The sequence below is a fragment of the Streptomyces bottropensis ATCC 25435 genome (genome assembly GCF_000383595.1).
In the GTDB taxonomy this organism is placed as follows: Bacteria; Actinomycetota; Actinomycetes; order Streptomycetales; family Streptomycetaceae; genus Streptomyces; species Streptomyces bottropensis.
Map to the genome: position 1 here is coordinate 8,015,622 of NZ_KB911581.1, position 14,196 is coordinate 8,029,817.

At 73.6% G+C, this 14,196-nt stretch carries 11 protein-coding genes; 5 read left to right on the forward strand and 6 right to left on the reverse strand.

The annotated features are described in order from the left end of the window. Positions 1 to 148: 148 nt before the first annotated feature. Entirely contained in the window at positions 149 to 664 is a 516-nt protein-coding gene (locus tag STRBO_RS0135430; protein ID WP_020115596.1) for an ATP-binding protein, read from the reverse strand. A gap of 502 nt (positions 665 to 1,166) precedes the next feature. Beyond that, positions 1,167 to 1,535 carry an STAS domain-containing protein gene (locus STRBO_RS0135435; RefSeq protein WP_005485726.1) on the reverse strand — a complete coding sequence of 123 codons (369 nt, stop codon included), beginning with the start codon at positions 1,533 to 1,535 and terminating at the stop codon, positions 1,167 to 1,169. A 234-nt stretch (positions 1,536 to 1,769) separates the two neighbouring features. On the opposite strand from STRBO_RS0135435, the gene STRBO_RS0135440 reads away from it, so the two are divergent. Both STRBO_RS0135440 and STRBO_RS45765 read left to right on the forward strand, forming a co-directional pair. Then, complete coding sequence (locus STRBO_RS0135440) at positions 1,770 to 2,684, forward strand: RNA polymerase sigma factor SigF (RefSeq protein ID WP_020115597.1); 915 nt, start codon at positions 1,770 to 1,772, stop codon at positions 2,682 to 2,684. Positions 2,685 to 2,957: 273 nt separating this feature from the next. Further along, the gene (locus tag STRBO_RS45765; protein ID WP_005485728.1) at positions 2,958 to 5,072 is read left to right on the forward strand and encodes an RICIN domain-containing protein; all 2,115 of its coding nucleotides are present in this window, start codon (positions 2,958 to 2,960) and stop codon (positions 5,070 to 5,072) included. A gap of 32 nt (positions 5,073 to 5,104) precedes the next feature. On the opposite strand, the gene hutI is transcribed toward STRBO_RS45765, so the two are convergent. The 4 genes from hutI to hutU are packed head-to-tail and all read right to left on the reverse strand — an operon-like array spanning position 5,105 to position 10,714. After that, entirely contained in the window at positions 5,105 to 6,406 is a 1,302-nt protein-coding gene (hutI, locus tag STRBO_RS0135450) for an imidazolonepropionase (protein WP_005485729.1), read from the reverse strand. Further along, on the reverse strand, positions 6,403 to 7,752 hold the full coding sequence (locus STRBO_RS0135455) for a formimidoylglutamate deiminase (protein ID WP_005485730.1): 1,350 nt from the start codon (positions 7,750 to 7,752) through the stop codon (positions 6,403 to 6,405). The genes hutI and STRBO_RS0135455 overlap by 4 nt, the downstream gene beginning before the upstream one ends. Continuing rightward, positions 7,749 to 9,053, reverse strand: a complete 1,305-nt coding sequence (locus STRBO_RS0135460) for an allantoate amidohydrolase (protein ID WP_005485731.1) — start codon at positions 9,051 to 9,053, stop codon at positions 7,749 to 7,751. Before STRBO_RS0135460 ends, STRBO_RS0135455 begins: the two co-directional genes overlap by 4 nt. Next, entirely contained in the window at positions 9,050 to 10,714 is a 1,665-nt protein-coding gene (gene hutU, locus STRBO_RS0135465) for a urocanate hydratase (RefSeq protein WP_005485732.1), read from the reverse strand. The genes STRBO_RS0135460 and hutU overlap by 4 nt, the downstream gene beginning before the upstream one ends. Before the next feature lie 156 nt (positions 10,715 to 10,870). On the opposite strand from hutU, the gene STRBO_RS0135470 reads away from it, so the two are divergent. From STRBO_RS0135470 to STRBO_RS0135480, 3 genes are all read left to right on the forward strand, one after another. Then, a complete protein-coding gene (locus STRBO_RS0135470) occupies positions 10,871 to 12,364 on the forward strand; it encodes a type III PLP-dependent enzyme domain-containing protein (protein WP_005485733.1) in 1,494 nt (497 codons plus the stop codon). Between the two features lie 393 nt (positions 12,365 to 12,757). Then, positions 12,758 to 13,156: a hypothetical protein gene (locus STRBO_RS0135475; protein ID WP_005485735.1), complete on the forward strand. Its 399-nt coding sequence runs from the start codon at positions 12,758 to 12,760 to the stop codon at positions 13,154 to 13,156. Then, positions 13,153 to 14,166: a hypothetical protein gene (locus tag STRBO_RS0135480; protein ID WP_005485736.1), complete on the forward strand. Its 1,014-nt coding sequence runs from the start codon at positions 13,153 to 13,155 to the stop codon at positions 14,164 to 14,166. Before STRBO_RS0135475 ends, STRBO_RS0135480 begins: the two co-directional genes overlap by 4 nt. Positions 14,167 to 14,196 lie beyond the last annotated feature (30 nt).

The window sequence follows — 14,196 nt, forward strand, 5'->3', positions numbered from 1 at the left end:
CGGGTACGCGCGGTGACGGGCCGGCAGGTCCACGGGGGGACTCGCAACGCCCTACGAGGCGCCCCGCGCCCCGACCGCCGACCGCCGACCGCCGACCGCCGACCGCCACGACATGCGCGGCCGCCGGCGCGTCACACCCCCACGGCGCTCAGGCCGGCGCCCCCAGCTCCGCCCACACCGTCTTCCCGGACTCCCCGGGGGCCCGTACGACCCCCCAGTCCAGACACAGCCGCTGCACGATGAACATCCCGTGCCCACCCGGCCGGCCCGCCCGGTGCGGCGTCCGGGGCGCCGGATTGCCCGCGCCCCGGTCGGACACCTCGATCCGCAGCACCTTGTTGTCGCACGCGATCCGGAGCTCGGCCGGGCCCTCCGCGTGCAGGCACGCGTTGGTGACCAGCTCGGACACCACCAGCAGGACGTCCTCCGCCGCCGCCCGCTGGTCCGCGGTCGCGGCGGGCAGCCAGCCCCACTCGTGCAGCGCCTGGCGGGTGAAGTCGCGGGCGAGCGGCACCACCCCGCTCTCGCCCTCGAAGCTGAGCCGACGGGACTGACGACCCGTGGAGGGGGCAGCGGGCGGGTCCGCCCCGGGCACCCCCGAAGCGCCGCCGGCACCCGGTTCCGGGCCGCGGTCGCCCGGCGAGAAGGGCCGGGTGGTGCTCATCAGCGCTTCACCTCACCGATTCACCGGTACACGATTCAGGACTCATCAAGGGTGCGGGGCGCGGCCCCGCGGTACGTGCTGTCTTCTGCTGTCATCCGTTGCGCCATCCGTATTTCCCGTCACACTTCGCCGTACTGCCGAGCCGTCGTCGACCCTCCGCCGCGCCGCCGTCGAGTCTCCGCCGCGCCGTCGTCGAGTCTCCGCCGGACCGTCGCCGGGCCGCTGTCGGAGCACCGCCGTACGCCCCACCGCCCGTCCACGCCGCCCCGCCACCGAGCCTCCCGGGTCACGGCCGACCCGTTCGCCGACACGTTCAGGATGTCTCCTGCCCGAGCGAACCGTCAGAACACCCATGTATTCGGCACAGAAGCTGTGACGCGAACAACCAACGGGTCGGGACGGGAGCCCGGGGCCGGTCTCGCAGGCCGGACGGGCCGGTCCGGCGGCACCGGCGACCGGAGCGACGGCCCCCTTGGACAGGAGCGCGGCCGACGGGCCCGGGCTAGTCGCCCAGGGCCGCTTCGAGGGTGTCGTGGACGGTGAACACCGCGTCCGCCCCGGTGATCTCGAAGACCCGCGCCACCGCCGGGAGCATGCCCGCCAGATGGACGCCACCGCCCCCCGCCTCCGCCCTGAGCCGCACGCCCAGCAGGACGTTCAGCCCGGTGGAGTCGCAGAACTCCAGCAGTGAGCAGTCCACCACCAGACGCGTGAATCCCTTTTCCAGGCAGCTTTCGAGTGGCTCGCGCAACAGATCGGCGGTGTGGTGATCGAGCTCACCCGCCGGCGTCACGACGGCACTGGAGCCCTCTTCCCGTACCTCGACCCGTAGCCGGCCCGACTGTGCGCTGCCGACCGTCCCACGGTCCATGCCGTCTCTCTCCCGACCGTTGTGACTGCTGACTCGGCCTCGAACACTACGCCTTCTCCACACTCTCCGACACCCGAACAATCCCCCGAAAAGGGACATTTCAGTACACCATGCACTTGCGACGACGTCCTGAAACCGGGTAGGGCTAGTAGTGCACCAAACGACACGGCCGGCTTTGGAGGCGCCGCACACCGCAGTGCACGTACAGGCATCGGCGGCCATATGCCGAGAACGATGGAGGACATCATGTCACCCCGGCTCGACGCATCGCATACCCAGAGGGCGACGTCGGCATGCGCCCCGGAAGAGGCTCAGGACGACCTCACCCACGATCCGGGCCACGCGCTCGCCGACCTGCCGGAGATCCCCCGGTTCGACGAGGTGGGCCCGGTGGACGCTCGGGCGCTGTCCAAGACTCTCTTCGAGCGGCTGGAGTCCCTGGAGGAAGGCACGTACGAATACTCGTACGTGCGCAACACGCTCGTCGAACTCAACCTGGCCCTGGTGAAGTTCGCCGCCTCCCGGTTCCGCTCCCGCAGCGAACCCATGGAGGACATCATCCAGGTCGGCACGATCGGCCTCATCAAGGCGATCGACCGCTTCGAACTGAGCCGTGGCGTCGAGTTCCCCACGTTCGCGATGCCGACCATCGTCGGTGAGATCAAGCGTTTCTTCCGTGACACGAGCTGGTCCGTGCGGGTGCCGCGCAGGCTGCAGGAACTTCGGCTGGACCTCGCCAAGGCCGGCGACGAGCTGGCCCAGAAGCTCGACCGCGCCCCCACCGTGGGCGAGCTGGCGGAGCGTCTGGGACTGACGAACGACGAGGTCGTCGAGGGCATGGCCGCGTCGAACGCGTACACCGCCTCGTCGCTGGACGCCCAGCCCGAGGAGGACGACTCCGAGGGCGCGCTGGCGGACCGGATCGGCTACGAGGACCACGGGCTCGAAGGCATCGAGTACGTCGAGTCCCTGAAGCCGCTGATCGCCGGACTGCCGCCGCGCGACCGGCAGATCCTCTCCCTCCGCTTCGTGGCCAACATGACGCAGTCCGAGATCGGGGACGAGCTGGGCATCTCCCAGATGCACGTCTCCCGGCTGCTGTCCCGCACGCTGGTACGGCTGCGCAAGGGACTGACGCTGGAGGAGTGAGCGCGAGCGGGTGCCACCGCCGACGAGCACGATGACCGTGACAGTGGCAGTGGCAGTGGCAGTGGCAGTGAGATGAAGTCGGCCGGGTGCGGCAGGAGTTCCGACACTCCTCCCGTACCCGGCCGAACCGTTTCCGGCCTGCCCACTCTCTCGCCCCCTTACCGCAAGAAACCCCTTCCCTTCGGTTCACCTTCCGTCACTATGGTCACGCGCCAGACTGTTCGGTATCCCAGAAGCCGACTGGCGGACACGGGGGTGCGAGGAGGCACGAGGATGACTCGGGCTCGGGACGAGCGCCCCGACGACGACAGTCATGAGAACCGGCAGGGCACCGGCGCGCCGGGCGCACGCCCCGACGACGGGTCCGAGCACCGGCACGCGAACGCGTCCGACGCGCGGCTCACCGCTCTGTTGCGCACCGACTCGCCGATCGCGTACACGGCCCTGCGCGAGCTGCGCGAGCGCCACCACCCCTCGGTCCTCGCCTACGCCCGGCTGTGCGCGGCGAGCGAGTCCTCGGCCCGGGAGCTGGCGACGCAGGCGTTCACGATCGCCACCCGGGAGACGGCGCGCGGCTCCGAGGCGGCCGTCCCCTGGCGCCATCAACTGCTCCTGCTGACCGTCCGGGTGGCCGCCACCTGGACCACGGACGAACACGCGACCGGTCTCGCGCCCGCCCTGCGCCCCGTGCTGGCCACGGCGGGCCCCGACGGCCCCGTCCCGCCCCTGCTCGCGGCGTTCCGGTCCCTGCCGACCAGGCCCCAGGGGCTCATCTGGTACGGCGTCGTGGAGCAGGAACCGGAGGACCGTACGGCCGTGCTGCTCGGCCTCACCCCCGACGACGTGACGTACATGCGCGAGTCCGCGCTCCAGACCCTGCGCCAGGCCTGTCTGCGCGTGCGTCTCGCCGCCTCCGACGATCCGCGCTGCCAGGACTTCCGGCGGCTGATCGAGGAGTCCGTACGGCCGGACTCCCCTCGCCACAGCACCGATCTGCGCGCTCACATGGAGCACTGCCCCTACTGCTCCGGCGCGTACGAGGAGCTGTGCGCCCTGCGCGACAGCCCGCGCGCGACGCTCGCGGAGGGGTTGCTGCCCTGGGGCGGTACGGCGTACACGCGGGGCGGAGTCGGCGGGCGGGCGGGCGCCGGCGCGGCGGCGGACTTCTCGGAGCCGGAGAGCGGTGCGGACCGCACGGGCGGGACGACAGGCGGGACTTGGGAGGGCTTCGGAACGGGCGGGTGGGCGGGAGCCTCCGCCACGACCGCCGCGGCGGGGGCCTGGACGGGGTCCGGCCCGGGCTCCGGCTCCGGCCCTGTCGGGTCAGGTTCCGGCGCCGACCGCGGCGGACCCGGTGGCGGTGCCGGTTTCGGCTCCGGTGCCGGAGCCGGGGGTCGTTCCGTGGACGGGGCCGCTGCGGAGTCTTCGGGCGGTGCGTCGGCCTGGGCGGAGGCATGGGCGGGGGACGGAGCCGGGGCCGACGGGGAAGCCTGGGCCGGGAACAGGGGCGGGCCGGGAACGGCCGCCGGGTCCTGGGCGGCGGCGGGACCCGAGACGGAGCCCTTCACCGCGAGCGGGGCCGGGGCCGGGCCCGCCACTGGGACCTGGGCGGCGGAGAGCGGCAGTGGGACCCGGGTGGCGGGGGCCAAGTGGTCCCGGTCCCGGCGGATCGTGCTCACCTCGGTGGCTCTCGGGGTGGCGCTGGCGCCGCTGCTGGCCTTCCTGGTGTTCTCGGGGTCGGTCGGCTCGTCGTCCTCCGACGACGCGGCCGGTTCCGGCGGCACGCCCGCGGCTCCGCCGTCGGGGGCGGTGACCCCCACGGTCCCGCCGAGCCCGACACCGTCCCCGACCCCCTCGGAGACCGCGAGCCCCTCGAAGCCCCCGCGGAAGGAGAAGCCGACGCGGAGCCCGAGCCCGAGACCGAGTCCGTCCGACACGGGCCCGCCGACGCCGTCGTCGCCGTACGGGCCGCCGCTGAGCGGTGCCTACACGCAGGTGGTGAACATCTCCTCGGGGCTGTGCCTGGACATCCGGGGCGAGTTGGCGAAGGGCACCGACGTCGTCACGGCCACCTGCTCCTCGCGCGCCACCCAGCGCTGGCGTGTCGACCCCGGGCGCGACGCCCTGCAGTCGTTCGCCGACCCCGACCTGTGCCTCGACAGCCGTGGGGCGATCGACGACGGTGTGGGCGTCTGGGAGTGCGACTCGCTCGACGGGGACAAGGGCGACAACCTCAGGTTCGAGGTCGACTCCCGGGGAGTGATCCGCCCGGCGATCGCGGGGCGGTTCGCCGTGACGCCGGACGCGCTCGGTTCCGTCGGCTTCGCCGTGGCGTCGGGGCGCGACGGGCAGCGGTGGCGGGCCGGGTCCGGCCCGGCCTCCACCTGAGACCGGTCCGAGCCTCCTGCGCTCCGTACCGGTCAGACGACGCGGACGCCCCTGCGCCACACGCCCGTGACCAGCGGCACGCCGGGCCGGTAGGCGAGGTGGACGTGGCTGGGCGCGTCCAGCAGGGCAAGATCGGCGTACGCGCCCGGCGTGAGCCGGCCGACGTCGTCACGGCGGAGCGCCCGCGCGCCCCCCGCCGTGGCCGACCAGACCGCCTCGTCCGGGGTCATCCCCATGTCCCGTACGGCGAGCGCGACGCAGAAGGGGACGGACGAGGTGAAGGACGACCCCGGATTGCAGTCCGTGGAGAGGGCGACGGTGACGCCCGCGTCGAGGAGCCGGCGCGCGTCCGGCCACTCGGCGCGGGTGGAGAACTCGGCGCCCGGGAGGAGGGTGGCGACCGTCCGGCCGTGCGCGAGGGCGTCCACGTCGGCGTCGGTGAGGTGGGTGCAGTGGTCCGCGCTCGCCGCGTCCAGTTCCACGGCGAGTTGGACGCCTGGGCCGTACGACAGCTGGTTGGCGTGGATGCGCGGGTGCAGGCCCCTGGCCCGGCCCGCCGTGAGGATCGCGCGGGCCTGGTCGCCGTCGAAGGCGCCCTTCTCGCAGAAGACGTCGATCCAACGGGCGTGGGGCGCGCAGGCGTCGAGCATCTCGCCGGTGACGAGGGCCACGTAGGCGGCGGGGTCCTCGGCGTGGTCGGGGGAGACGATGTGGGCGCCGAGGTACGTCACCTCGTCCGTGTGCCGGGCGGCGATGCGCAGTGCCCGCGCCTCGTCCTCGACGGTCAGGCCGTAGCCCGACTTGGTCTCGAAGGTGGTCGTGCCCTGACGGAGTGCCTCGCGGAGGTAACGGGTGAGGTTGGCCTCCAGTTCCTCGTCGGTGGCGGCGCGGGTGGCGGCGACGGTCGTGCGGATGCCGCCCGCGCTGTAGGCCCGGCCGGACATGCGGGCGTTGAACTCGGCGGTCCGGTCGCCCGCGAAGACGAGGTGGGAGTGGGAGTCCACGAAGCCCGGGATCACCGCCCGTCCACCGGCGTCGACCCGATTGTCAGTGGCGGGTGCTTTGCTCTGATCACCGGTCCACGCGATGCGGTCGCCGTCGATGACGACGGCCGCGTCCTGGATCAGTCCGAGGGGGGAACCGTCGCCGAGGGAGGGGTCGTTGGTGACCAGGGCAGCGATGTTGGTGATGAGCGTGCTGGCGGTGCTCGCCGAGTGGGCGGGGCTGTCGGTCGTCGGGCTGCTCATGGCGTCCTTGGTTGCCTGGTCGGCGGTCGGTTCGGGTTCGGGGTCCGGGCCGGGGGCCGGGGGCGCGGGTGGTCGGGCGGGTTTCATCCGCGCAGTGCCGCGACGGCGTCGGCGAGGGCCTTCGGCACATCCGGTACGAGCGCGTGCGCCCCGTCCCGTACGACGTGCCGACCTCCCACCACCGTGTGCGACACGTCCGCTGCCGACGCGGCGAATACCGCCGTCTCCGCGCCCAGCCGTGGCAGCGGCCCCGCTGTCCTGACCGAGTCGAGCGCGATGGTGGTGAAGTCGGCGAGCGCGCCCGTCTCCAGAGCGCCGGCGTCGTCCCAGCCGATCGCCGCGTGGCCGTCGGCCGAGGCCGCCCGCAGGAGGGCCGCCGCCGTCCAGTGACCGCGGGTACGGGTGCGCAGCCGCTCGTTCAGCTCCATCGCGCGCGCCTCTTCGAGCAGGTCGATGACGGCGTGGCTGTCGGAGCCGAGGGAGAGCGGGGAGCCCGCGCGTTGCAGGGCGACGGCCGGTCCGATGCCGTCCGCGAGGTCCCGTTCGGTCGTGGGGCACATACAGGTGCCGGTGCCGCTGTCGCCGAGGAGGGCGATGTCCTGATCGGTGAGGTGGGTGTTGTGGACGCCCGTCGTACGGGGGCCCAGCACACCGTGGTCGGCGAGGAGCTGGGCGGGGGTGCGGCCGTGTGCGGCGTGGCAGGCGTCGTTCTCCGCCGTCTGCTCCGACAGGTGCACGTGCAGCGGGGCCCGCCGCTCCTCGGCCCAGCGCGCCACGGTCGCCAACTGCCCGGCGGGCACGGCCCGTACGGAGTGCACGGCAGCGCCGATCCGCGCGTGATCCCGGTCCTTGAGAACTGAACAGCGTTCCGCCCAGGCCTCCGCCGTGCCGTCGGAGAAGCGGAGCTGGTGGTGGTCGGGCGCCTTGCCGAAGCCGGCGGAGAGGTAGGCGGTGTCGAGGAGGGTGATCCGGATGCCCGCCTCGGCGGCCGCCTGGACGAGGGCCTCGCCCATGGCGTTCGGGTCGGCGTACGGGGTGCCGCCGGGGGCGTGGTGCACGTAGTGGAACTCGCCCACCGCCGTGATCCCGGCCAGCGCCATCTCCGCGTACACGGCTCGCGCGAGGGCGAGGTAGGTGTCCGGCGTCAGCCGGTCCGCCACCCGGTACATGACCTCGCGCCAGGTCCAGAAGGTGCCCGAGCCGACCTGGACGGTGCCGCGCAGGGCCCGGTGGAAGGCGTGGCTGTGGGCGTTGGCGAGGCCGGGCAGGGTGAGGCCGCGCAGGTCGACAGCGCCCGGGGGCGGGGTGGGCGTCGAGGTGCGCACGGCGGTGATGCGGCCGTCGGAGCCGTCGGTGGTCACCGTGAGGGTGACGCCCGGCTCGACGTTGGTGCCGAGCCAGGCGTGTTCGAGCCAGTAGGTCGTCTCCGTCACCTGCGGGCCAGCCCTTCCAGTACGTCGGCGAGCGCGGTCACCCCGGCCAGGCAGTCGTCCTCGGCGGCGTGCTCGGCCGGGGAGTGCGAGACGCCTGTGGGGTTGCGCACGAACAGCATGGCGGTCGGGACGGTCCCGGAGAGGATCCCGGCGTCGTGTCCGGCTCCGGTTCCGAGCACCGGCACCTTCAGATCGGCCGTGTCCCGGCCCAGGATGCGGGCGATCTCGTCGCGCAGCGCGTGTTCGAACTCGACGACGGGCGTGAAGGACTCCCGGACGACGTCCAGTTCGATCCCGTGCTCCTGGGCGTAGTCGCGGGCCGCCTCCTCGATCGCGCCGACGACCGTGTCCAGCGTCGCCTGGTCCTCGGCGCGGGAGTCGAGCCAGCCGCGCACGAGGGAGGGGATGGCGTTGACGCCGTTCGGTTCGACGGAGATCTTGCCGAAGGTGGCGACGGCGCCGGCCAGCCGGGCCTCGCGGCGGGCCGCGAGGACGGTCTCCGCGTACGACAGCATGGGGTCCCGGCGGTCGACGAGGCGGGTGGTCCCGGCGTGGTTCGCCTCGCCCCGGAAGTCGAACCGCCATCGCCCGTGCGGCCAGATCGCGCTGGCGATCCCGACGGCGTCCCCGGACAGGTCCAGGGCCCGCCCCTGCTCGACGTGCAGTTCGACGAAGGCCCCGATCCGCGCGAGGCGTTCGGGGTCGGGCCCGATGCGCTCCGGGTCGTAGCCGGCGGCCTCCATCGCCCGGGGCAGGGTGACGCCGTCCCCGTCGGTCAGCCGTCCCGCCTGCTCGGCGGTCAGCTGCCCGGTGGCCAGCCGTGAGCCGACGCAGGCCAGCCCGAAGCGCGCGCCCTCCTCGTCACCGAAGTTGACGATGGCGAGCGGTTTGTCGAACCGGGCGCCCCGGGCGCGGAGTTCGTCGAGTGCGGCGAAGGAGGACACGACGCCGAGGGGCCCGTCGAAGGCCCCGCCGTCGGGCACGGAGTCGAGGTGCGATCCGGTGACCACGGCGTCCCCGGCAGCGGGGTCGCCGAGCCAGGCCCACTGGTTGCCGTTCCGGTCGACCTCGTGGTGGAGTCCCCGGTCCCGGGCCTGCTCCTCGAACCAGGCCCGGCAGTCGGCGTCGGCGGCGGTCCAGGCGAAGCGGCGGTAGCCGCCGGAGCCGGGGTGCCGGCCGATGGGCCCGAGGTCGCGCCACATCTCGTGGAAGGAGGCGCCACCGGTGACGGGCCGGGGGGAGCGCTCGGCCTCGGTCCCCGTCCGGGTGCTGCCGCCGCGCCCCCCTGCGCGCTGGGTCACGCGTCCTCACCCTCGCGCATCGGCACGCGGACGCCCCGGTCGTCGGCGACGGACTCGGCGATGTCGTAGCCCGCGTCGACGTGCCGGATCACGCCCATCCCGGGGTCGTTGGTGAGCACCCGGCGGAGCTTCTCGCCGCCCAGCTTCGTGCCGTCGGCGACCGTGACCTGCCCGGCGTGGAGGGAGCGGCCCATGCCGACGCCGCCGCCATGGTGGATCGACACCCAGGACGCGCCGGAGGCGACGTTGACCATGGCGTTCAGCAGGGGCCAGTCGGCGATCGCGTCGGAGCCGTCGAGCATGGCCTCGGTCTCGCGGTAGGGGGAGGCGACGGAACCGGAGTCGAGGTGGTCGCGGCCGATGACCAGCGGGGCCGCCAGCTCGCCGCTCGCCACCATGTCGTTGAACCGCTCGCCGGCCTTGTCCCGCTCGCCGTAGCCGAGCCAGCAGATGCGGGCCGGCAGGCCCTGGAAGTGGACGCGCTCGCCGGCCATCCTGATCCAGCGGTGGAGGGACTCGTTCTCCGGGAACAGGTCCAGGAGCGCCCGGTCGGTCTTGGCGATGTCGGCGGGGTCGCCGGAGAGGGCGGCCCAGCGGAAGGGGCCCTTGCCCTCGCAGAAGAGGGGCCGGATGTAGGCGGGGACGAAGCCGGGGAAGGCGAACGCCCGCTCGTAGCCCGCGAGTCGGGCCTCGCCGCGGATGGAGTTGCCGTAGTCGAAGACCTCGGCGCCGGCGTCCTGGAAGCCGACCATGGCCTCGACGTGCCGGGCCATCGACTCACGCGCGCGGGTGGTGAACCCGGCCGGGTCCTTCGCCGCGTAGGACGCCATGTCGTCGAAGTCCAGGCCTGTGGGGAGGTAGGACAGCGGGTCATGGGCGGAGGTCTGGTCGGTGACGATGTCGATGGGGGCGCCCATCGCGAGGAGCTGGGGGACGAGGTCGGCCGCGTTGCCGAGGACGCCGATGGACAGCGGGCGGCGGGCGTCACGGGCCTCGACGGCCAGCTGGAGGGCGTGGTCGAGCGAGTCGGCCTTCACGTCGAGGTAGCGGTGCTCGATGCGGCGGTCGATGGCGCGCGGGTCGCAGTCGACACAGATCGCGACGCCGTCGTTCATGGTCACGGCGAGGGGCTGGGCGCCGCCCATGCCGCCGAGGCCGGCGGTGAGGGTGATCGTCCCGGCGAGGGTGCCGCCGAACTTCTTGGCGGCCACGGCGGCGAAGGTCTCGTAGGTGCCCTGGAGGATGCCCTGGGTGCCGATGTAGATCCAGGAACCGGCGGTCATCTGGCCGTACATGGTCAGCCCGAGCTGCTCCAGCCGGCGGAACTCCTCCCAGTTGGCCCAGTCGCCGACGAGGTTGGAGTTGGCGATGAGGACACGGGGCGCCCACTCGTGGGTCTGCATGACACCGACGGGGCGGCCCGACTGGACGAGCATGGTCTCGTCCTGCTTGAGGGTCCGCAGGGTCCGGACCATGGCGTCGAAGGAGCGCCAGTCACGGGCGGCCTTGCCCGTGCCGCCGTAGACGACGAGCTTGTCGGGGTGCTCGGCGACCTCGGGGTCGAGGTTGTTCTGCAGCATGCGCAGGGCGGCTTCCTGCTGCCAGCCCAGGGTGCTGAGTTCCGTACCACGCGGCGCTCGGACGGGGCGGGGTCCTGACACGGTCTGCCTCCTCGCTATACAGCAACTATTCACATCCTGACTTGCTGAATAGAGCTAGTCAATACGGCCGTAGGGCCAGCGACGGCACGCCAGGGGTGTTTGGCTGGAGACAGTGGCCCTCTGGGCTCGGACGACGACACGACAGCGGGGGACGGGATGGGAGACGTGACGAACGGGACCGGTGGGGAGAAGCCCACCACCCGGCACGAGGGGGCGGCGGGAAGCCGCCCCCGGCACCGGGGCGAGGCACAGGAGGAGCGCATCGACGGGCAGGACGGGGACGGCGAGCCCACGCTGCGGCTGTTCGACACCGACGGCGAGCGGGCCGCCCGGCGGGACGAGGCCGTGCGGGCGGCCGTGGAGCAGGGGCTGCTCTCCCCCGGCACCCCGGTCGTCGCGCTCCTCGACGTCACCGGGATCCGGGCCTCGGCGGGAGCCCTGCGCAGGGCGTTCGACGCGGTGACGGCGCCCGGGACGCCCGTGCTGCACGCGTTCGCGGTGAAGGCGACGCCGCTGGTGCCCGTGCTGCGGCTGCTGCGCGAGGCGGGCATCGGCGCGGAGGTGGCGAGCGCCGGGGAACTGGCCCTGGCGCGGGCGGCCGGGGTGTCGCCCCGGCACACCGTGCTGGACTCGCCCGCCAAGACCCCGGCCGAGCTGCGGGAGGCGCTGGCGCTGGGCATCGCGGTCAACGCCGACAATCCGCAGGAGCTGGACCGGATCGACGCGCTCGTCCGGTCGGCCCCCACGCGCTCCCCCGTCGGCATCCGGGTGAACCCGCAGGTCGGCTCGGGCGCGATCGGCGCGTTGTCCACGGCGACGGCCACCTCCAAGTTCGGCGTGGCGCTCCGGGACGAGGGCGCCCGGGAGTGGGTCGTCCAGGCGTGTCTGGACCGGCCCTGGCTGAGCCGGCTGCACGCGCACAGCGGGTCCCAGGGGATGCCGCTGTCGCTGATGACACGGGGGATCACCGAGACGTACGAACTGGCGGAGGAGATCAACCGGCGGATCGGGCGGCGGCAGATCGACACGATCGACATCGGCGGCGGGCTGCCGGTGAACTTCGCGTCGGAGGCGGCGACACCGACGTACGAGCAGTACGCACGGCTGCTGGCGGAGGCGGTGCCCGGGCTGTTCGACGGGCGGTACGGGCTGGTGACCGAGTTCGGGAGGTCACTGCTCGCCAAGCACGGGACGATCGTGGCCCGTGTCGAGTACACCAAGCGCGCCGGCGGGCGCGCCATCGCGGTCACGCACGCCGGGGTGCAGGTGGCGACGCGGACGGTGTACGTGCCCGGCTCCTGGCCGCTGCGGATCGCCGCGTACGACACCAAGGGCCGGGTGAAGACCGGGCCGGTGGCGGTACAGGACGTGGCGGGGCCCGCCTGTTTCGCGGGGGACCTGCTGGCCGAGGGGCGCTCACTGCCGTTGTTCGAGCCGGGCGACTACGCGGCCGCGCTGGACACCGGCGCGTACTACTTCGCGCACCACTACGCGTACAACTCCCTGCCCCGGCCCGGGATCTACGGGTACGCCCCCGGGGAGCCCGGGGAAGGGGGGACGCGGTTCGCTGTGGTGCGCCGGGCGCAGACCGTGGAACAGATCGTGGCCGAGGCGGGCGGAGCGGAGAGGTCGGGGCTGCTGGGGCTCTGACCGGCGCCCGCCGGCTCGGACGACCGTGGTGCGGCGACCGCGCGGGTCGGTCGCGGCCGATCGCGCGGTCCCCCACGCCCCCTGGACCGCCCGGGGATGCCTGGGGGTGCCCGGCCGAGAGTCGCGCACCTGCTCGTGCGCCCCTCACACCCCCCAGAATGAGGAATGCCCGGCGCCTCGTCCGCGCCCCGCATGCGGGCCTGCCGCATAGGCGCACCTCAGCGCACCGGCGTACCGCCCGGCACCCAACAGCGGTGAAAAGCAGGCAAGTCGACCTACGTTAGTCGCCCCTCCGCATGTTCCGCTGGAAAATGCCAGATCGCTCACCCCTCGCGCACACGTTGCGTAGCGTCTGCGTCACTCAGCCGAACCGCAGGCAGGAGGGGAGCCACGGTGCCCGGAATCGACGAGTGTCTGCTGGAGGCCATGAGGCTGCCCGGCGCCCTGGGCGCCGCGGTGGTCGACTGGACCAGCGGGCTGGCGCTGGGCACGGTCGGGGAGGCACCCGGCGGTGACCACGAGACGACCGCGGCCGAGGCGGCTGAGCTGGCGCGGCTCGCGGCGGAGCACCGGGCGTTCGCGCCGGAGGAGGGTTCGGACTGGTCCGGGGCGGATCTGCCGGTCGAGGACCTGATCGTCAGCAACCGGGACACGTACCACGTGCTGCGGTTCGTGCGGACGACCTTCGACAGCAGTGTGTTCCTGCACCTGTGGCTGGCCCGTTCGGACGGCAACCTCGCGCTGGCCCGGATCCGGCTCGGCGAGATGGCGGGACGGCTGGTGCTGGCATGAGCGTGATCACCACACCGGCGCCCCCGCTGCCCGTGCGCGGCGAGCACTTCCGGCAGGCCGTCTCCCCGATGCTGAGCCGCCTCGCCGCCGAGCGGGCCACCGGCGTACTGCTGCGCGAGACCGGCTCGCTGTACCTGTCCGAGGGGGAGGTCGTGCACGCCGAGAGCCCCCGCTCCCCGGGCCTCGACGTGCTGCTCGCCACCGGCGGCGTCCTGGACCGCGACGGCTGGCGGGAGGCGGTCGACACGGCCGGGGCCGGGCTGCGGGTCGGGCGCTTCCTCGTGGACAGCGGCCGGGTCGCGCGGGGCGCGCTGGAGCTGTGCCACATGGGGGCCCTCTTCGACGCGGCGTACTTCGTGCTGGGCCCGAGCAGCGCGCCGGCCAGCTTCCGCTACGGAGCCGCGCACTGGCTGGGGCCGATCCGTCCGGTGCCGGTGACCGCCGTGGAGCGTGAGGCCCGGCGCCGCCGTGATCTGCTGCACCGCATCTGGCCCGACCCGGAGACGGACGACGCCCCCCTGACCAGGGCCGCCGACCGGCACGTCCCCCCGGTCCCGGCCCGCCAGGGAGCCGTACTCGGCCAGGTGAACGGCCTGCGCACGGCCGCCGAGATCTCCCTCACCCTGGGGCGCCCGGCCTTCCACACCCTCGTGGACGTACGGCGGCTGGCGGCCGCGGGGCTGATATCCGCGACCCGGCACAGCCCGGCGAGAACCCCACCGGTTCCGGCCGACCCGGACCACCACACCCGCACCGGCCACCCCGAGCACTCCCCCACCGCCCACCCCGGCCACACCACCGCGCGGCCCGGCCCGGACCACCTCGCCCCACCGGTCCACCCGGCCGGCCCGGACCACCTCGCCCGACCGACCGACTCCGGCCGTCACGCGGCCGCCGGACCCGCGGCCGTCGGCGAGATCCCACCCGTCGCCCCACCTTGGCCCCTCACCACCACAGACCCCGACGTGGCTCTACTGCAAAGGCTCAGGGATGCGCTGGAGGCCCTTTGAGCGGCAGCGGGAGCGTCCCGCCGAGAGGAG

What these genes read in the sequence shown, in the direction of transcription:
- STRBO_RS0135430 (WP_020115596.1), bottom strand. Translation starts at nt 664, where the DNA reads ATGAGCACCACCCGGCCCTTCTCGCCGGGCGACCGCGGCCCGGAACCG.
- STRBO_RS0135435 (WP_005485726.1), bottom strand. Translation starts at nt 1,535, where the DNA reads ATGGACCGTGGGACGGTCGGCAGCGCACAGTCGGGCCGGCTACGGGTC.
- STRBO_RS0135440 (WP_020115597.1), top strand. Translation starts at nt 1,770, where the DNA reads ATGGAGGACATCATGTCACCCCGGCTCGACGCATCGCATACCCAGAGG.
- STRBO_RS45765 (WP_005485728.1), top strand. Translation starts at nt 2,958, where the DNA reads ATGACTCGGGCTCGGGACGAGCGCCCCGACGACGACAGTCATGAGAAC.
- hutI (WP_005485729.1), bottom strand. Translation starts at nt 6,406, where the DNA reads ATGAAACCCGCCCGACCACCCGCGCCCCCGGCCCCCGGCCCGGACCCC.
- STRBO_RS0135470 (WP_005485733.1), top strand. Translation starts at nt 10,871, where the DNA reads ATGGGAGACGTGACGAACGGGACCGGTGGGGAGAAGCCCACCACCCGG.
- STRBO_RS0135480 (WP_005485736.1), top strand. Translation starts at nt 13,153, where the DNA reads ATGAGCGTGATCACCACACCGGCGCCCCCGCTGCCCGTGCGCGGCGAG.